The sequence below is a fragment of the uncultured Methanobrevibacter sp. genome (assembly GCF_902788255.1).
Classification (GTDB): Archaea; Methanobacteriota; Methanobacteria; order Methanobacteriales; family Methanobacteriaceae; genus Methanocatella.
The window spans coordinates 25,780-43,530 of sequence record NZ_CADAJR010000031.1; the positions used below are offsets into that span (position 1 = coordinate 25,780).

General features: G+C 37.9%; 20 protein-coding genes. 14 read left to right on the forward strand and 6 right to left on the reverse strand.

The features are described from left to right. Nucleotides 1-130 precede the first annotated feature (130 nt). A complete protein-coding gene (locus tag QZV03_RS09260) occupies nucleotides 131-1,105 on the forward strand; it encodes an ABC transporter substrate-binding protein (protein WP_296876107.1) in 975 nt (324 codons plus the stop codon). A gap of 36 nt (nucleotides 1,106-1,141) precedes the next feature. Here QZV03_RS09260 and QZV03_RS09265 read toward each other — a convergent pair whose 3' ends face one another. From QZV03_RS09265 to acs, 3 genes are read right to left on the reverse strand one after another with little or no spacing between them, the layout of a single operon-like run. Continuing rightward, entirely contained in the window at nucleotides 1,142-1,768 is a 627-nt protein-coding gene (locus tag QZV03_RS09265; protein WP_296876109.1) for a DUF447 domain-containing protein, read from the reverse strand. After that, nucleotides 1,749-2,120 (reverse strand): hypothetical protein, encoded by a 372-nt coding sequence (locus QZV03_RS09270; protein WP_296876111.1) that lies wholly within the window; start codon nucleotides 2,118-2,120, stop codon nucleotides 1,749-1,751. The genes QZV03_RS09265 and QZV03_RS09270 overlap by 20 nt, the downstream gene beginning before the upstream one ends. Before the next feature lie 59 nt (nucleotides 2,121-2,179). Continuing rightward, entirely contained in the window at nucleotides 2,180-4,276 is a 2,097-nt protein-coding gene (acs, locus tag QZV03_RS09275) for an acetate--CoA ligase alpha subunit (protein ID WP_296876113.1), read from the reverse strand. Nucleotides 4,277-4,550: 274 nt separating this feature from the next. On the opposite strand from acs, the gene QZV03_RS09280 reads away from it, so the two are divergent. Continuing rightward, nucleotides 4,551-5,471: a DUF2121 domain-containing protein gene (locus QZV03_RS09280; protein WP_296876115.1), complete on the forward strand. Its 921-nt coding sequence runs from the start codon at nucleotides 4,551-4,553 to the stop codon at nucleotides 5,469-5,471. Nucleotides 5,472-5,483: 12 nt separating this feature from the next. Further along, complete coding sequence (locus tag QZV03_RS09285) at nucleotides 5,484-6,407, forward strand: MBL fold metallo-hydrolase (RefSeq protein ID WP_296876117.1); 924 nt, start codon at nucleotides 5,484-5,486, stop codon at nucleotides 6,405-6,407. On the opposite strand, the gene aroC is transcribed toward QZV03_RS09285, so the two are convergent. After that, on the reverse strand, nucleotides 6,408-7,502 hold the full coding sequence (gene aroC, locus QZV03_RS09290) for a chorismate synthase (protein ID WP_296876120.1): 1,095 nt from the start codon (nucleotides 7,500-7,502) through the stop codon (nucleotides 6,408-6,410). Nucleotides 7,503-7,611: 109 nt separating this feature from the next. Here aroC and hemB point away from each other — a divergent pair, with 109 nt between their 5' ends. The 10 genes from hemB (at nucleotide 7,612) to QZV03_RS09340 (ending at nucleotide 15,642) form a co-directional block, all read left to right on the forward strand. Then, on the forward strand, nucleotides 7,612-8,616 hold the full coding sequence (hemB, locus tag QZV03_RS09295; RefSeq protein WP_296876122.1) for a porphobilinogen synthase: 1,005 nt from the start codon (nucleotides 7,612-7,614) through the stop codon (nucleotides 8,614-8,616). Next, complete coding sequence (locus QZV03_RS09300; RefSeq protein WP_296876124.1) at nucleotides 8,613-9,491, forward strand: triphosphoribosyl-dephospho-CoA synthase; 879 nt, start codon at nucleotides 8,613-8,615, stop codon at nucleotides 9,489-9,491. Before hemB ends, QZV03_RS09300 begins: the two co-directional genes overlap by 4 nt. A 94-nt stretch (nucleotides 9,492-9,585) precedes the next feature. After that, the gene (locus tag QZV03_RS09305; RefSeq protein WP_296876126.1) at nucleotides 9,586-10,194 is read left to right on the forward strand and encodes a TetR/AcrR family transcriptional regulator; all 609 of its coding nucleotides are present in this window, start codon (nucleotides 9,586-9,588) and stop codon (nucleotides 10,192-10,194) included. Between the two features lie 4 nt (nucleotides 10,195-10,198). Next, nucleotides 10,199-10,813 (forward strand): GNAT family N-acetyltransferase, encoded by a 615-nt coding sequence (locus tag QZV03_RS09310; RefSeq protein ID WP_296876128.1) that lies wholly within the window; start codon nucleotides 10,199-10,201, stop codon nucleotides 10,811-10,813. A 2-nt stretch (nucleotides 10,814-10,815) separates the two neighbouring features. Continuing rightward, nucleotides 10,816-11,547 (forward strand): flavodoxin family protein, encoded by a 732-nt coding sequence (locus QZV03_RS09315; protein WP_296876130.1) that lies wholly within the window; start codon nucleotides 10,816-10,818, stop codon nucleotides 11,545-11,547. Between the two features lie 35 nt (nucleotides 11,548-11,582). Beyond that, nucleotides 11,583-12,140, forward strand: a complete 558-nt coding sequence (locus tag QZV03_RS09320; protein WP_296876132.1) for a DUF3795 domain-containing protein — start codon at nucleotides 11,583-11,585, stop codon at nucleotides 12,138-12,140. Continuing rightward, nucleotides 12,133-12,525 (forward strand): putative zinc-binding protein, encoded by a 393-nt coding sequence (locus QZV03_RS09325; protein ID WP_296876134.1) that lies wholly within the window; start codon nucleotides 12,133-12,135, stop codon nucleotides 12,523-12,525. Before QZV03_RS09320 ends, QZV03_RS09325 begins: the two co-directional genes overlap by 8 nt. A 412-nt stretch (nucleotides 12,526-12,937) precedes the next feature. Further along, nucleotides 12,938-13,207, forward strand: a complete 270-nt coding sequence (locus QZV03_RS09330; RefSeq protein ID WP_296876136.1) for a nitroreductase family protein — start codon at nucleotides 12,938-12,940, stop codon at nucleotides 13,205-13,207. A 120-nt stretch (nucleotides 13,208-13,327) separates the two neighbouring features. Beyond that, nucleotides 13,328-14,869, forward strand: coding sequence for a phenylalanine--tRNA ligase subunit alpha (locus tag QZV03_RS09335; protein ID WP_296876138.1), 1,542 nt, complete (start codon nucleotides 13,328-13,330; stop codon nucleotides 14,867-14,869). Beyond that, nucleotides 14,869-15,642, forward strand: a complete 774-nt coding sequence (locus tag QZV03_RS09340; protein ID WP_296876140.1) for an exodeoxyribonuclease III — start codon at nucleotides 14,869-14,871, stop codon at nucleotides 15,640-15,642. Before QZV03_RS09335 ends, QZV03_RS09340 begins: the two co-directional genes overlap by 1 nt. A 7-nt stretch (nucleotides 15,643-15,649) precedes the next feature. Here the strand turns inward: QZV03_RS09340 and QZV03_RS09345 are convergent, their stop codons facing one another. Next, complete coding sequence (locus tag QZV03_RS09345) at nucleotides 15,650-16,345, reverse strand: TIGR02253 family HAD-type hydrolase (protein WP_296876142.1); 696 nt, start codon at nucleotides 16,343-16,345, stop codon at nucleotides 15,650-15,652. A gap of 35 nt (nucleotides 16,346-16,380) precedes the next feature. Continuing rightward, entirely contained in the window at nucleotides 16,381-17,064 is a 684-nt protein-coding gene (locus tag QZV03_RS09350) for a DNA polymerase domain-containing protein (protein WP_296876144.1), read from the reverse strand. Nucleotides 17,065-17,253: 189 nt separating this feature from the next. Here QZV03_RS09350 and QZV03_RS09355 point away from each other — a divergent pair, with 189 nt between their 5' ends. Next, the gene (locus tag QZV03_RS09355; RefSeq protein ID WP_296876146.1) at nucleotides 17,254-17,598 is read left to right on the forward strand and encodes a hypothetical protein; all 345 of its coding nucleotides are present in this window, start codon (nucleotides 17,254-17,256) and stop codon (nucleotides 17,596-17,598) included. Nucleotides 17,599-17,751 lie beyond the last annotated feature (153 nt).

Sequence of the window (17,751 nt, forward strand, 5' to 3'; positions counted from 1 at the left end):
TTATTTTTTTAAATATTAAAATTAGGGATTCTAATATAACAATTGTTAATTTATGTAAAGTAATTTATATATAATACTCATTGTAAATTAATAATTGTAATTTATTTAAATAAATTAATGGAGAAATAATATGAATAAAAAAATTTCATTTGTTTTGGTGTTAGCACTTGCCGCATTTTTAGTAATGGGATCCGCCAGTGCAGGACTCTTCGACTTTTTAGGAGGAGATTCTTCTAACACAGTAAAAATCGGATATTTGCCATCCGATCACGATGCTGCATTATTTGTAGCAGATGCACAAGGTTTATACAAAGATAAAGGAATCAACACTGAATTGGTTCAATTCAACAATGGTGGAGATTTAATGACCGCTATGGCTAGTGGAGATGTTGATGTGGGTTATGTAGGTATTTCCCCAGTATTGTCATCAATATCTGCTGGTGTGCCGGTTAAAGTTATTTCCGCTGCACAAACAGAAGGAAGCGGAATTATCGTCAACGATGCTTCTCACATCGAAAAAGCACAAGACTTGAAAGGAAAAACCATTGCAACTCCTGGTGATGCATCCATTCAACATGTATTGCTTTCAGCATACCTGAAAAATAATGGAATGTCCTTGGATGACATTAACGAATCCGCAATGAAAGTTCCATCAATCAACGATGCATTGAAAACAGGCAATCTTCCAGCTGCAATAACATTCCAACCTTATGTAAGCCTTGGAGAAACCGATGACGCAATTGATGAATTGGCTGATTCATCCGAAATCATGCCAGGACACCCATGTTGTGTTGTTGTAGCATCTGAAGATTTCATTAAAAACAATGAAAACACTACTAAAGACATAATCGCAATTCACGAAAACGCAACAAACTATATCAACGAACAAATCAAAGCAGATAAAACAGCTGATGTCGTAAAATTATTACCTAAAGACATTGTTGCAAATGAAGATGCAGAACAAGATTCATTAGAAAGTTTCCCATTCATCTCCGGTTTAAATGAAACCTACAAAGCAAATGTGGATGCTTTCCAACAATTAGAAGTTGAATTAGGAATCTTAAATCAAACCATTTCCCAAGATAAATTATACTGGGAAGCATAGTTGAATAACTATGCTTTTTTATTCTTTTTTTTAAAATCAGTTTTTTTCGTATTCGGCTTTCAAATCAGCCATTGCTTTAATTGTTTTCTCATCACTGACCTTTTCGATAATCCTTTGGTTTTCAACAAGCCTGTCCATGTATTCCTTTCTTTTTTCATCATCGACAATCTTGTATCGTGAGAAGTTTACAAGCCCTTCAATCAGTCCGGACAGTCCCCTGTTGAATGCCTGTGCGTTTTCATCATTGATGACGAATTTTCTGATTTTTCCGGTTATGAAAAATATGTTTTTGTCACCCTTGAGGGGAAAGTCATCAGGTGTCTTTTTCTCAATCCTTTCAACATCAACAATAATGTAAGCTGGAGTGTTTTTAATGATGGCAATGTCATCATCACTGGTATAATATTCATCGCCCATGCAATCTAGTGTGGCATATGTGAAAACAAGTGGATCTTGTGTGATGTTAACTACATACTCTTGTCTATCCTGTATGTTTTTCAATGTTTTTGACCCTTCAAAGATTCTGCAGAAGACCCTGTTCTCGCCGAGATACTTGAATGCGAAGGCACCCGCATTTTTCACGCCATCCTCACTGATTGTGGTGGTTATGCATTCATACTGCAAACCCTTTTCGATTCCAACTTTACTCAAATCGCAACTCATTATAATCTTCCTGCTTGAATCCGTCGGCAATCTTGTTTAGATTGTTGAAAACGTTTATTAGTGGATTTAAGGTATCGTCAAGTTCATCATTGTCAATATTTCCCAAAACTTCAATGTATTGTGGAAAAACCTGTTTGCCGTTCTGGAAAAAGAGATAATATTCATTAATGTTGACCTCTTCTTGATTCAGGTCACTTACAATGTCTCTGTACAGCTTATCCAAATCCTCAAAGCTTTCACAAAACAATTCTTTAATCTCATTGATGTTTTCGTTCGATTCAAGTTTGGACAGGGCTGTGTTGATTCTTATAATTGAAATGGTATAGGATTCTAAGTCAATTTCACCATCCATAATATCACCATGAATAGTTAATAAAAAAGAAAAAAAGAGTAAATTTCTCAAAAGAGAAATTATAATTTGATTTTAATATCGAGTGCGGAAGATCCTTCTTCGTAAACGAAGATTGGGTTAATGTCCAACTCGGTAATTTCTGGGAAGTCTAAAGTTAATCTGGCTACTCTTTTGATAGCTTCTTTAACTTCTTCTACATCACAAGTAGCTTCACCACGGTATCCTGCAAGGAGTTTGGATACTTTGGTTTTTTCGATTTGCTCATCGATTTCCTGTGAACTCATTCCTTTAGCAAGGTTGAATGCGACATCCTCAATAAGGTTTACATAGATTCCCCCCATACCGAATGCAATCATAGGACCGAATTGTTTGTCTTTAATCATACCGACAATTACTTCCTCACCGGAATCCATCATTTTTTGTACTTCCACACCGTCAGGGATAATGTCAGGGTGAGCTTTCTTAGCGTTTGCAATGATTTCATCATATGCTGCTTTAGCTTCATCCGCATTTTCAATTCCCACTTTTACACCACCGATATCGGATTTGTGTAAAATCTTATCGGATGCGATTTTAAGTACAACAGGGAATTCCATCTCTTCTGCAAGTTCTGCTGCTTCATCAGCGGAAGTTGATAATTTGATTGGTGCTGCTGAAATTCCGTATGCTTCAGCTACTGCGTATGCTTCACTTCCAAGCAGGGTGTCTCTTCCGTCAGCAACAACCTTGTCAAAGATTGCTTTTACAGCATCCTTGTCAACGTCATCAACGTTTTCAATGACATCATCGTACACTCTGTCTTCCAGTCTTGCATATCTGGTCATTGCTTCAAGTGCAGTTACTGCAGTTTCAGGGAATACGTATGTTGGCACACCGTTTGCTCTTAAAGCTTCATTTGCAGCTTCAAAGGATGGACCACCCATGTTAACTACAATGATAGGTTTGTCGAATTCTTTTCTTTCCTCTAAAATGGCATTTGCAATTCCGTCAGGATCTGCTGATGCGGTAGGACAAACCATGATGATTAAACTGTCCACATCTTCGTAACCTAAAACAAGTTCGAGGGATTCTTTGTATCTGCTTACAGGTGCGTCTCCCAACACGTCAATAGGGTTTTTTGCACTTCCTTCGTCAGTTACACATTTTTTCAGTTTTGCAGTGGTTTCTTCATCAAATTGAACGAGGTTCAGACCTGCTTTTTCCATTGCGTCTACGGTCAGTACTCCTCCACCACCTGCATTGGTAATAATTGCAACATTGTCACCTTTTGGAAGTGGTGCTTTGGAAAATGCCAATCCTAAATCGAAGAGTTCTGCCATGGTTTCAACACGCATGATTCCTGATTGGTGGAATGCGGTATCGAATGCAAGGTCACTTCCAGCCAATGCTCCAGTGTGTGAGGATGCAGCTGCTGCTCCAGCTGAACTTGAACCGGATTTGAGTATAATTATTGGTTTTTTGTGTGCGGTTTCCCTCATGGTTCTTACGAAGTCTTCATCGTCGGAAATGGATTCGAGGTAACAGATGATAACGTTTGTTTCATCGTCTTCTGCAAGGTATTGTAACAGCTCGATTTCAGTTACTCCAGCCTTGTTACCTAAACTGATAACTTTACTGAATCCGATTCCTGAGGTTACGCTCCAATCGATAATTGCTACCATCATTGCTCCACTTTGTGAGATGAATGCAATGTTTCCTGTTGGTGGCATCATTTGTGAAAATGAACCGTTTAACGGGGTGTGTGAATCGGTTATTCCTAAACTGTTTGGTCCGATAATGTTTATTCCGTATTCTTCTCCGAGTGCGGTTAATTCTGCCTCTAATTTTGCACCTTCTTCGCCGACTTCCTTAAATCCTGCGGTAATGACAACCATATTTTCTATGCCAACTTCACCACATTCCTTAACTGCGGCATTTACGAATGGGGAAGGAATAGTAATGATTACCAAATCTACTTTTCCAGGTACATCTTTTATATTTGCGTAAGCTGTTTTTCCAAGGATTTCCCCACCTTTAGGGTTTACTGGATATATTTCGCCTTCAAATCCGTCATTGATAAGATTGTCCACGATAATGTATCCGACTTTTCCAGGCGTATTGGAAGCTCCAATAACAGCTACAGACTCAGGTTTAAACATCTTAGTGAGATCTTTCATGTTATTTCTCCTGTTGTTTTTATATTGTCATGTTAATCTATAATGATAAATAATTAACATTTAATATAATTATATATATTGTTATATTGTTATTTAAAGATATTGTTTAATCATTTAAAACGTAGTTTAAACCCTTTTCTTCTTTTTATTTAATCTTTTAAAAATAATTAATTAACTTATTAACATTTATAATATATGATTACAATAAATATTATTAAATTATAAATTATTGATATTTTAAATAATTTAGAAAAATATCAAATTAGGAGATATTATGAGCTTAATTATCGCTTATGTTGGAAAAAAAGGATGTGTAATGGCGAGTGATAAAAGAAAAATAGGATACTTTGGTGATAAAAAGAATTTAAGTAAATTAGAAGAAGAATTATATGAAGGACACATTGACAATGATGATGATTTCCTTAAACGTGCCAAGGAACTTGGTATTTCAATCAAGATTACCGATGATGCAAATAAGCTGAAAATAATCGGAAACACAATTCGTGGGGAAGTAAGTACTAAAGGAACCTTTGAAACAAGAAGAAGACGTATTTACGGAACCAAAAACGGTTATCAGATTGTTGAACTATTGGGTTCTGAAACTGAATCCCGTAAGGCCGGAGACAGTGGACTCATCGTCTTTGGAAATGAATTTGCAAAGCGTGCTGCTGAAACATTAATCAAAAGAAACTGGAAGGCCTCCCAAAGTTTAAGGTATATGGGTGAGATTTTCCAGGGCATTATAGAAGAGGTTGCTTCCAAAACTCCTACCGTAGGCAAAAATGTTGACGTGCTGATGCAACAGCCGGATTTTGATAAAACTAAAGCTCAACAACATTTGAATATTACAATTGACCATGATATTAAAGTATTGACCAAATTCAGACAGGAACTGACTGAAAAATTGGTCCAGCAGAATCTGGAAATAGAAATGGCAAATAAAATCATCGATAAGGGTGAGGTTGGCCGTGTTGTCCAGATTGATGGAAACATGCTTTATGTTCAATTAAATGATAAGACTCAGGCTGTTGACGGCAACTGGAAAAGACTTGCAGGCCCTGGCCAAAACGTATTGATGTTTACAGACAGCGATGATGCAAAGATTGGAGATAAGGTTATCATTGAAAACGAAGATTTATGTCTTAAAAAGGATAAGTCTTCCCTTAAATGTGATATCATTTTATGCTCATTATAAGCTGGGGTTTAAATGAAACTGACGTTTTTGGGCAGTGGTGGAGGAAGATTTTCCGCCATTAGCCAAAGAAGAATGACTGGAGGATTCAGAATTGATAATTTGGGCGGAAAGAATTATCATATCGATCCTGGTCCAGGAGCATTAATCAGAACATATCAGTTCGGATTCGACCCCCGTAATCTGAATGGGGTCATCGTGTCACATTCTCATACTGACCATTACAATGATGCCGAAATCCTCATCGAGGCAATGACAAGAGGGGTAACAAAGCCATTGGGTACTGTTGTAGGTAGTGAAAGTGTACTGAAGGGTTATGATATGTGGGGTCCCTGCATCTCAGCTTATCACCAGTCAAAACCTGATACAATGGTTTTAAAGCCTGGAGAGTGGCAACAGCTGAACAATGTAAAAATCAAGGGTACTGCCACATCACACGGAGACCCGACAGGTGTTGGTTTTCAGATAGATTACAGGGGCTTTAAGTTGTCCTACACATCAGATACAGGTTATTTTGAGGGATTGGCTGATGAGCACAAGGGTGCTGATATCCTTATTGCAAGTGTTTTAAGGCCTGGAAACCGTACCATTAACGGACACATGTGTTCACGCAATTTCATCGATTTGATCAATGAAGTGAAACCTAAGGTTGCGGTAATGACACATTTGGGATTGAAGATGATTTCAAACAATCCTGTTACAGAAGCCAAAAAGATTTCAAAAAAGACAGGTGTAAAGACAATTGCCGCATATGATGGTTTGTCATTCAATGTGAACTATAACAATCCCCGTAAATTTAGACTGATATCTCTCAAGGATGTTCAGTCTTCAATTCACAGTACTAGTCATGCATTGTATGAAAATGAAAGAAAGAATTCCTATAATCTGGCTTTCAAGCACAAGGAATTCGATGAACTTTCCATATTGAGAAGAGAATAGTTATTTTTCAAGATTGTTTGGATGTATGAATCCTGAGCGAATCATATGGTCTGCAAGAACAATTGCAGTGCTTGATTCTGCCACTACTGTCACTCTAGGACAGATGCAAGGGTCATGACGTCCTTTAATTTCTATTTTTTTATTTTCCATTGCTTTTATATCAACACTGTCTTGACATTTGGAAATGGATGGGGTAGGTTTGACTGCTATTCTTGAAACGATTGGCATTCCGTTGCTCATGCCTCCAATGATTCCGCCTGAATTGTTGCTTTTTGTTGTTACCTTGCCGTCTTCGATTTGGTAGCCGTCGTTGATCTCGCTTCCTGTGTGTTTTGCCACATCAAATCCAAGTCCGATTTCAACGCCCTTTACCGCACCGATGTTCATTAATATTCTTGCAAGGTCTCCGTCAAGCCTTTCAAATACCGGTTCTCCAAGACCTGCCGGAACATTGGCTGCAATGGTTTCAACAATTCCTCCAATGGAATCTCCTTCCTGTTTTTTGGCCAAAATCAAATCTTCCATTTCTTTGGCAGCCTTTAAATCTCCACAGCGGACAGGATTTTTCTCAATGTTTTCTTTGATGGTATTCAAATCCAATTTTTCGGCCTTGATATCTCCGATTTGTGTAACGTGTGATATGATTTCAATGTTTTGGGTTTTGAGTAACTTTTTGGCTATTGCGCCTCCGATTACATGGCCTATGGTGACTCTTCCGCTTCCTCTTCCACCACCGTTGTAGTCATAGTTTCCGTATTTCATCATCCAGCCAAAATCTCCATGGGATGGGCGTGGAGTGTTTTTAAACATGGAATAGTCTTTGGAATGCTGATTTTTATTGAAGATTACTCCGGTAATTGGTGTTCCGTCGGTTTTTCCTTCAAAGATTCCGGATAAAATCTGGACTTCATCAGCTTCCTTTCTTGGAGTGGTAACACTGCTGGTTCCTGGTTTTCTTTTATCAAGTTCCTTTTGTATATCTTCTGCTGTTAATTCTAAGTTTGCTGGGCATCCATCAACTACCGCTCCCACAGCCGCACCGTGGCTTGCTCCAAAACTTGTTATTTTAAATTTTTCTCCAATTGAATTTGACATGTGTTGGCCTCTCTAAGCAATTGTTTTAATTTTTGTTTTTTAAGTTATATTAATGTGAAGTAAAAATTTTAAATATTTTCAAAATAATACTATACATTAAGTGATTATTATGCAATTTCCAACTACAAGAATGAGAAGACTTAGAAAAAACGCTAAAATTAGAAATATCGTTCGTGAAACTAAACTTGAAAAGGATGATTTGATTTACCCTATTTATTTCAAGGAAGAACTCGAAGGAGACCAAAAGGAAGAAATTTCATCTCTTCCTGGAGAGTACAGGTACTCTCTTGACAGTGGTGTCGAGTTTGCAAAGCAGCTTGAAGAAAAAGGTTTGAAATCAATTATTGTATTTGGAATTCCAAAAGAGGAAGATAAAGATGAGATTGCAACTCCTGACTATTCAGCAACAGGAATCGTTCAAAAGGCTGTCAGAAGGCTTAAAAAGGAAACAAACCTTGTAGTGATAACTGATGTCTGTCTGTGCCAATACACTTCACACGGACACTGCGGCATGATAGTTGAAAACGATGACACTGACGATGGAATTGAAATCTTAAACGACGAATCCCTTCCATACATTGCAAAGGTTGCACTGTCCCATGCGGAGGCAGGTGCCGATATTGTTGCACCTTCAGACATGATGGACGGAAGAGTTGGAGCAATAAGGCAGTGCCTGGATGAAAACGGATACACAAACGTCATGATAATGTCATACTCCGCCAAATACGCATCTGCTTTCTACGAGCCATTCAGGGTTGCAGCATGTTCTTCACCTCATGCGGGAGACAGGAAATCCTATCAGATGGATCCTGCCAATGCGGTTGAGGCAATCCGTGAATGTGAACTTGATGTCATTGAAGGATGTGACTTTTTAATGGTCAAACCGGCCTTGCCTTACCTTGATGTTGTCCGTATGGTTCGTGACGAGTTCATGTTGCCTTTGGTTGCATATAATGTAAGTGGTGAATATGCAATGCTTATGGCGGCCATTGAAAAAGGATTTTTGACTGAAAGGGCAATAACTGAATCATTGCTTTCAATAAAAAGAGCTGGAGCGGACTTAATAATCACTAACTTTGCACCATATCTGCTTTTAAATGATGTGATAGAATGAATCCAAACGAAATTGCAAAAATAGCACAAATAGCATCAGGATTGGAAGTGAGCGGTTATCCGAAACCTGGAAATGTTCATCGTACCCGTGACTATGATGATATGGAGTTTGAAGACTTCATCATCAGCGGTATTGTAATTGGTGATACCATCCGTGAGGCTTGCAGTGATGTTGACATAGAAAACCCTGAGCTTGGTAAATATATCCTTCAGGGTGTTGCAGAAACCGACAGGTGGATTAAAAACAACACCAACCTTGGTATTGTCATGATGACAACTCCTATTGCAGTTGCAGCGGCAATAAGTGACAGTTTTGATGACATACGTGAAAACGTTAAACTTCTAATGGCTAACACCTCAGTTGATGACGCATGCGATTTGTACGATGCAATCAACATTGCCGATGCAGGTGGAATGGGTGACCAGGACGAGTATGACGTTGCAAGCGACAATGCAAAACAGGAACTCCGGGAAAACAATCAGACAATGTATGATGTTTTGAAAATATCAGCCCCTTGGGATATGCTTGCACGTGAAATGACCTCTGACATGCCAGCCGTTTTTGAAATTGGCTATCCGACCTATCATGAATTGAGAGAGCAAAAGACCAAAAACGAGGCCTGCCTTTTAACATTCCTCACCATTTTGTCCCATGTGCCGGACACCCTTATTTCACGTAAATACGGCGATGATGAGGCACTTAAAATCTCAATGATGACAAGGGATCTTCTTAAGATGAAGGATGCTGATGACTTTATTGAGAGGGTTGGGGAATTTGATGAGTATCTTTTCAAAAACAAATACAATCCTGGAACCACTGCGGATTTGACTGCTGCATCAATTTTTGTCAGCTATCTGAAATCTAATTTTGATTAGATTTCATTTTTTTTAATTTTTTTTTTAACTAACATCCGTTAGTTTTATATAACTTTCAATTCAAAATATAACTAACAACTGTTAGTTTGATATTATGAACAACAAGGAAAAAATTTTCAATGTTTCAATTGATTTATTCTCACAGTTTGGTTATGATGGTGTATCCATAAGACAAATTGCTCGTGAAGTTGGAATCAAGGAAAGCTCAATATACAATCATTATAAGAGTAAGGAATCGATTTTAGATTCCATTCTTGAGTTTTACATTGCTCAAATGTTGTCTCAAGATATTCCCATTGAGGATACAAGTGCAAATCTGGATGTAGGTTTTGATTTTTTCTATCAGTCAGGCCTTGATGCTTTTGCAACACATCTCAAAGACGATAAGATGTCAAAGATAACAAGGATAATCCTGATTGAGTCCTATCACAACGAAAAGATCAATGCATTTCTCAAAAAGAGAATAATAGATGATGCAGTTGAGGGATGGGTCAAGCTATTTGACCTTATGAAGTTCAAGGAACTGATTCGTGAGGATGCTGACTCAAGGCAGCTTGCCGAGTCATTCTACAAGTACGGCATGTTCCTTTTGTATGAGCACTATATTGTCAATTATCCTGAGGATGACAATGAATTTGTAGAGAGACTGTGTGAAAAGTCAAAAAATCATATAGAATTGATATATAATTCCGTTAGGGGGTAAAATCATGGAAATCAGACTTGAAAATGAAAATGACTATCGGGAAGTTGAGGAACTTGTAAGGGACTCCTTTTGGAATGTGTATCGGCCTGGCGCTTTTGAGCATTACATTGTTCATCACCTGCGGGATGATGATAGTTTCATCAGGAGCTTGGCATACGTGGTTGAAACTGACAATAAAATCATTGGCCACATCAATTATTCGACAGGATTCATCGATTACGGGGGAGATAAAATCGATGCTGTGGTATTGGGTCCGGTTTCAGTTGATAAAAAACATCAAAATAATGGTGTTGGATCAAAACTGATCAGTTTCACATTAAGTCTTGCTGAAAGTAGAAAAATTCCTTTTGTTCTTGTGATAGGTGATGAAAATTATTATCACAGGTTCGGTTTTGAATCAGCGTCAAACTATGGCATATTCCTGGAAGGAACAGACACAAGTGATGAATGTCCTTTTTTCATGATTAATGTATTTGATGAAAGCGTCTTGAGGAATGATTTGGGAATTTTCCACAATCCTCAGGTGTTTGATGTGGATGAAAAGGAAGTGGATGAATTTGACAGGCAGTTTGAATTTAAGGAAAAGCTGGTCTTAGACACTCAGCTTAAGGAGTTATGATTATGAAATATGTTATTATAAACGGTTCACCAAGGCGTAAGAACACCTGGAAAATGGTCGAGCAGGCCAAAAAGAATTTGAATGGGGAGTTTGAGGAAATCCATTTGATGAAGGAAAAGATTCCATTGTGCAACGGATGTTTTAAATGCATCGTTGAAGGTGAGGAGAGATGCCCTCACAGGGACATCATTCAGCCGATTGTTGATAAGATGAAGGATGCCGACGGAATCATCATTGCATGTCCCGTTTATGCAATGAACGTCACCGCCCTTTTGAAGAATTTCCTGGACCACACTGCCTATTTCTATCACAGGCCGGAGTTTTTCACTAAAAAGGCATTGGTTGTTGTCTCAACTGCCGGTGCGGGCCAGAAGGATGTTGCCAAATACATTGACGAAACCTTGAGGCACTGGGGAGTCAACAAGGTCTACAAGATTACCTATGCCTGCGGAGGAAAGGATTCGCTTGATGTTAAAAACATTAATGAGGTCTCCCAAAAGTTCGCCCGTGATGTCGAGTCAGGAAAACTTCACAATCCGAAATTTGGAGATATCGTGTTTTTCAATGTATGGAAGGCAATGGCATTTTCCAAAGATCCAATTAAAGCGGATAGGGAATTCTGGTTCAATAATGATTTGGCTAGCCATGACTTTGCTCCTGAAGTCAAATTGAACATTGCTAAAAGGCTATTTTCAAAAGTGATGTTTTTCATCTTGAAAAGGGTGATGAAATAATTAAGATTATTATCATGGGGGATAAAATAGATACTATGACAAATACTTTTCAAAGAGTGGATGACTTATTTTCCCTTTGCGGTTTGAATTGCAGTTTATGTCCTTTAATCATACGGAAAAACTGTCCGGGCTGCCGTGCAGGAAGTCCATGTGCGGTAGTTTGTGAATTTGCACCGTGCAGTGTGGAACATGGTGATTTGACATACTGCTTTGAGTGTGAAGAGTATCCCTGCCCAAAATATGACGGTGTTGACGAGCATGACTCACTGATGTCTCACAGAAACCAAAAGACAGACATGATTAAGGCCAAAACAATGGGCATTGAAAAATACCATGAGGAGCAATTGGCCAAAAAGGAAATCCTGGACACTCTTTTGAGAGATTATGACAATGGCAGAAGGGATGTGTTTTTCTGTCTGGCAGTCAACCTCCTGGATATTGGTGATTTAAAGGTTATTCTTGAAAAGGCTGATGAATCAACACGTAAAATGGGATTGAATGATAAGTCAGATTATATGAAAGGATTATTGCTTGAATGTGGAGATAAAAAAGGAATTGAACTTAAATTGAGAAGGGATGGTTATTATGGCTGAAAAGATTGCGCTGGCGCCCTGCAATGGGATGAGTGCCAACGGACTGGTATCACGTGTGGCTGTCGGAGACTGCAGAAAGGCAAATGGGAATGCAATATCAATATGTATGGGTTCAACATCGGCAGATGTTGAAGGCAAAAACAATGAGATGCTTAAAAAATATCCTATAGTTGCCGTCAACGGTTGTCCGAACGGATGTGTCAACAAGATTTTGGAAAACAAGGGGATTGATGTGGCTGGTACTGTTGCAGTAAATGAGATTTTGGACGGCTATGAAGTATCTGCAAAAGACCCATTCAGATTGGATGATGAGGCAGAGGAATGCGTTAAAATAATTGCCGAAAAATTAAATAAAACAGTCGACGATTTGATTCTAAAAAGTTAATAGTGATGAACAATTAATATTACATTATGAATGTTGTAGTTTTAAATGCAAGTCCCAGAAAAAGGGGAAACACTGCACAGTTATCTAAAGTATGCAAGAATACCTCGACTTCTTAAGTCGAGGATGAATTGCACAAGGAGATGGCAAGAAATATTACTTTTCAAATGCTCTCTCATTTGATTTAAATATTACTAATAATTAAAATAATAGATAACAATCAACTTAATTCATTAAATTTTCAACGATAACCAAGTTGAAATAAAAAAATGATTTAAAAATGGATTGTTGAACCTTAGGGACTAGGGGGATAGCACGATAATCCTATACTCATTCGAGTATACAGCCCGTGAAGTAAGAATCCTCAACTTCCATAAGTTGAGGTAGTTCAATTAATTCTCCGGCTGTTGTGTATTTGACTCTTCCAAAAGACCATACCAAATGGTCAATCTATGACTTAGGCGGATTTGGAATGAGTCTGATGCTTGCAGCAACCGATTTGGGAGTGGATTCAATCCCTGCATATGAACTTGTCAAATATCCATATATCCTAAGGGATAATCTTCCAATACCAGAAGATGAAGACATCATCATGGGTATCGCACTTGGATACGAATCCGAAGAACATATCAATACCTATGAATCTCCTAGATTGGATTTGGATGAAATCTTAAAAATCAACTAATTTTTCATCTATTTTTTTATTTTATTTCTTTTTAACTTTTTTTTTAAAACTATCACTATATTTATAAATCAATTTAAACATATATTATTATATTATTAATTTATGAATTATGGTGTTTAAATGAGTGAGGATATTAAAAAAACCATTAGAGAATTACACATATACGAAAAGAAACTTTTAAAGGAACTGGAAGCTAATCCAAAAGCCACTCCTGATGAGATTGCACAAAATTCAGGTATGGACATCAAATCAGTAATGAGTGCTGCAGGATCACTTGCTTCAAAGGACATTATTGAAGTCGATAAGCAGGTCCAGGAAACCTATTCCCTGACTGAAGACGGTCTTGAATATGCAGAACACGGACTTCCTGAAAGGAAAATCCTCAATGCTTTGGCTAAAAAAAGAGAAATCGCAATGAAGGATTTGGCCAATGAAGCTGGAATTGACAAAAGGGAAACCGGTATCGCTCTTGGATGGTTACGTCAGAAAAATTGGGCTCAAATCGATAAGGGCGTAATTAACATCACTGACATCGGACTGGACTTTGTAGACAAGGCCGGTGTTGATGAAAAAGTACTTGATTACCTTAAGCTCAATGCTGATGGAGTTAAATTATTCACTGATGATTTAAGGGAAGGATTTAAAAAATTAACCGGTAGGAAAAATATCTTAAATGTTAAAAAAGAAACCTCACACTCATTTAAAATCTTGCCGAAAGGTGAAGAAATCCTGAAAGTCGGATTCACCATAAAAGAACAGGCTACTCAATTGACTCATGAACATTTAAAGAATGGTGAATGGAAAAGCCTCGAATATCGTCCATATGATATCAATGCAGAAGCACCATTGGTATTTGCAGGTAAAAAACACCCATTAAGGGAAATCATCGATGAGATAAGGGAAATCTTCTTGAACATGGGTTTTGTAGAGGACAACGGAGAATATGTCGAGTCTGCATTCTGGAACTTTGATTCCCTTTTCCAGCCACAGGACCACGCTGCCCGTGAAATGCAGGACACATTCTATCTCAAAAATCCTCTCACATGTGACCTGCCTGATGATGATTTGGTAAAGCTCACTGCTGAAACCCACGAAACCGGTGCCGATACAGGTTCAATAGGTTGGCAATATGACTGGGATTATGATGTTGCTCGCCAAAGTGTTTTGAGAACCCACACAACCGGAATTTCAACAAAACACCTCTTTGAACATGAACCTCCAATCAAAATGTTTTCAGTTGGAAGAGTGTTCAGAAGAGAAACTTTCGATTACAAACACTTGCCTGAGTTCCATCAGGTTGAAGGTCTTGTCTGCGGTGAAGGAATAAGCTATCAAAACCTTTTAGGTACCTTGAAGGAATTCTACAAAAAACTCGGATTTGAAGTAAGGTTCAGACCTGCATACTTCCCATACACATATCTTTCAACCGAGTCTGAAATCTATCTTGAAGAGAAAGGAAGCTGGATTGAGCTTGGTGGGGCAGGAATGTTCAGGCCTGAAGTATTAAAACCGTTAGGCATTAACCAGCCTGCACTTGCATTCGGTATGGGTATCGAAAGGCTTGCAATGATAAGATATGATGTTGAAGACATCCGTATGCTTTATAAAAGTGACATCAAGTGGCTTCGTGAAGTGCCTCTTGACAGGGGAGTTAGATTATAATGTCCATCAAGCTGGTTTCTTGGAATGTTAACGGTATCAGGGCAGTCTCTAAAAAGGATGAATTCTGGGACTGGTTTGACAATACCGATGCGGACATCATAAACTTTCAGGAAGTGCGTGCAACACAGGATAAGATTCCAAAGAAATTGGCTGACGTTGACGGATTTCACCAGTCATTCAATGAAGCTGAAAAGAAAGGATACAGCGGTGTTGGAACATACTCAAAAATCGAGCCCGTTGAGGTCATAAAGGGCCTGGGGGTTGAGGAACTTGACAGCGAAGGAAGGGTTTTAAGAATCGAGTATCCTGACTTCATTTTATATAATATCTATTTCCCAAACAGTGGAATGAATGCCAAAAGGCTTGATTTCAAGGTGGCATTCTGTGATGCTCTTTTAGAACAGCTCGTTGAACTTAAAAATCAGGGCAAAAATGTTGTAATCACTGGAGACTACAATATTGCACACCATCCTATTGATGTGTACAATCCTAAAAACTGTGAAGGAAAATCAGGATATCTTCCTGAAGAGCGTGCATGGTTGGATCAATTGGAGGAAGCCGGTTTTGTTGACACATTTAGAATGTTTGATGAGGGTGAAAACAACTTTACTTGGTGGAGTTACAGAACCAAGGCCCGTGACAGAAATGCCGGTTGGAGACTGGACTATTTCTATGTCAACGAGGAAATGAAGGATAATGTAAAATCAGCTGAAATATTGTCTGACATCTATGGTTCAGACCACTGTCCTGTAACTTTAGAATTAGAATTTTAATTGGTGATTAGAGGATTGTGTCCACATCACCAATATCATCAATAAGAGTTATATCTAACTTTTCTTTTTTTATGTAGTCCCTGTCCTCTTCGGTAACATCGGCGTTTAAAAGTATTGCGCGCATTCCGGCATTGACCGCTCCAAGTGCATCTGCCTTGAACTTGTTACCAATCATAATGGACCTTTCAGGGTTTCCTTTCATTTTTCTGAGTGCAACATCAAAAATCAATTTGTGAGGTTTTTCCTTTCCGACCTCTTCGGATGTGATAACTGCATCGAAAAATGAATGGATGTTGAGCCTTACTAGTTTTTCCCATTGTTTGATGGTAATTCCGTTTGAGATTACCGCTAAACGATATCCTTGACTTTTAAGATAAATCAATGTGTTGATTGTTTCTGGAAACGGTCTTAAAAGTGCCATTTTAACGTTGTGGTAGGTAATCATTCCTAAAGCTACAAGCATAGGGTCCTCATGGCCCAATACGACCTGGGTCAGGACATTGAAGTGTTTACCATAATTTGATCCTTTCTCACGTATGATGGTTTTTAAAACTCCGTATGCTTCATCCTTGTCAAGTGGCAGTCCATTGTCTACCATTAATCCTATTGCTGCTTTTCGTGCAGTTTCTGCAAAATCAGATGTGTCCAATAGGGTTCCATCAATATCGAAAAATACTACACGGTCATCATCATTTTGAATCATATGATTTTATTTTTATTTTAAAAATATTTATATTTTTAGAAATATGCATCGAGGCTTTGCTGAACTTCACCTTTTGCAAGATCTTCAAGTTCCTTTTTTGAATATCCGAAGGCATACATAATTCTCTCCATTGCAGGAATCATCTGGTTGTTTATGTAATAGTCCTTGTCATATTCGTATCCTTCGCTATACTCATAGGGAACCGCCCTTTGGCTGATGGATCCTTTTCCCTTGACGATGATGTACTGGACGATGGTTCCACGGCTAACCTTGATGCCGTGCTCCTCTATTCTTCTTGCGGCCACTACGTGAGGTCCTACCTGCTTGTACTGGTCAAGAGGCTTGGTGATTTGGGTGTGTATGATGAGCTCTTTTCTTTCAACATCTCCATTTTTGAGTCTTTTGAAAACCTTTTTAACTTCTTTAATGGCTTTGTCGGAGTCTCCTTCATTTAAGATGGCCATCAGAATGGCTTCTTGGGTGTTTTTTACGATAGGTGCCCAGTCTCTTCTAACTAGCTCCAGACCTTTCGCAATAATCTCTCCATCTTCGATTACTGCATACCTTTTTTTGCTTACAAAGAAACCTCTTCTGTAGAACCCTTCATATTCCAGTTCCATGCTTTCCGGAAGGGTTGAATTGAGGTATTTCAGGAATTTTTGAGCTTGCTCTTTAATTTCAGCTTCAAGTTCGAGTTGCTCTTTTGTCTCTTCAACCATTTTGACACCTAATTTAACTATATTTAAAATAGTTTTAATATTTTTCGACAACAATTTTTCAAGGTTAGGTCAATTTCATTGCCTTGATGCTGTTAAATTTATCTGAAAAAAACTGATAGGCAGTTTTCAAATGCTCTACGACTTTATATATATTTAAATAAGGATAAATTATTTTTGAGGCTTGATAAAATGGAAAAAAGAATGATTTCAAGTTATGATGAAATAAACGATACCTTTGTAGGTAAGGTAGATGGAGAAAATGGCTATGCTGCAGATTATGGAATAAGTGAAGGCATATTTTTAAGAATTAACAATTCCAACCTTCCAACATCAGTATTTATTCCAAACGCTTCAAAAGTCTTAAACATTTCAAAAAGCATTTTAGAAAGTTCAGATGTTAAGATTGGCATTAAATGTGATGATTTCTCTTTGTCATTCAGGATGTGCATTGACGATTTGCTTGTATTTTCAACAAAATGCAAAAACAGCTTCGGCATCCCAAATTTGAACTTTCTAATCGACTGCAACATGTAGTTAAAAAATAGGGATTTTCATCCTTATTTTTTTTTGGAAATTTTGTTCAAATGGGACTCTTTCAAAAACTTTGTTGATTTGAAATTTTTTGATGAAATTGGTTTGGAATTTTTAATTTTATCTAAAAATAGTTAAATTTAATAAATAGGTGGA

Coding starts and splice junctions, on each gene's coding strand:
- QZV03_RS09260 (WP_296876107.1), top strand. CDS start 131: ATGAATAAAAAAATTTCATTTGTTTTGGTGTTAGCACTTGCCGCATTT.
- QZV03_RS09265 (WP_296876109.1), bottom strand. CDS start 1,768: ATGAGTTGCGATTTGAGTAAAGTTGGAATCGAAAAGGGTTTGCAGTAT.
- QZV03_RS09270 (WP_296876111.1), bottom strand. CDS start 2,120: ATGGATGGTGAAATTGACTTAGAATCCTATACCATTTCAATTATAAGA.
- acs (WP_296876113.1), bottom strand. CDS start 4,276: ATGAAAGATCTCACTAAGATGTTTAAACCTGAGTCTGTAGCTGTTATT.
- QZV03_RS09280 (WP_296876115.1), top strand. CDS start 4,551: ATGAGCTTAATTATCGCTTATGTTGGAAAAAAAGGATGTGTAATGGCG.
- QZV03_RS09285 (WP_296876117.1), top strand. CDS start 5,484: ATGAAACTGACGTTTTTGGGCAGTGGTGGAGGAAGATTTTCCGCCATT.
- aroC (WP_296876120.1), bottom strand. CDS start 7,502: ATGTCAAATTCAATTGGAGAAAAATTTAAAATAACAAGTTTTGGAGCA.
- hemB (WP_296876122.1), top strand. CDS start 7,612: ATGCAATTTCCAACTACAAGAATGAGAAGACTTAGAAAAAACGCTAAA.
- QZV03_RS09300 (WP_296876124.1), top strand. CDS start 8,613: ATGAATCCAAACGAAATTGCAAAAATAGCACAAATAGCATCAGGATTG.
- QZV03_RS09305 (WP_296876126.1), top strand. CDS start 9,586: ATGAACAACAAGGAAAAAATTTTCAATGTTTCAATTGATTTATTCTCA.
- QZV03_RS09310 (WP_296876128.1), top strand. CDS start 10,199: ATGGAAATCAGACTTGAAAATGAAAATGACTATCGGGAAGTTGAGGAA.
- QZV03_RS09315 (WP_296876130.1), top strand. CDS start 10,816: ATGAAATATGTTATTATAAACGGTTCACCAAGGCGTAAGAACACCTGG.
- QZV03_RS09320 (WP_296876132.1), top strand. CDS start 11,583: ATGACAAATACTTTTCAAAGAGTGGATGACTTATTTTCCCTTTGCGGT.
- QZV03_RS09325 (WP_296876134.1), top strand. CDS start 12,133: ATGGCTGAAAAGATTGCGCTGGCGCCCTGCAATGGGATGAGTGCCAAC.
- QZV03_RS09335 (WP_296876138.1), top strand. CDS start 13,328: ATGAGTGAGGATATTAAAAAAACCATTAGAGAATTACACATATACGAA.
- QZV03_RS09340 (WP_296876140.1), top strand. CDS start 14,869: ATGTCCATCAAGCTGGTTTCTTGGAATGTTAACGGTATCAGGGCAGTC.
- QZV03_RS09345 (WP_296876142.1), bottom strand. CDS start 16,345: ATGATTCAAAATGATGATGACCGTGTAGTATTTTTCGATATTGATGGA.
- QZV03_RS09350 (WP_296876144.1), bottom strand. CDS start 17,064: ATGGTTGAAGAGACAAAAGAGCAACTCGAACTTGAAGCTGAAATTAAA.
- QZV03_RS09355 (WP_296876146.1), top strand. CDS start 17,254: ATGGAAAAAAGAATGATTTCAAGTTATGATGAAATAAACGATACCTTT.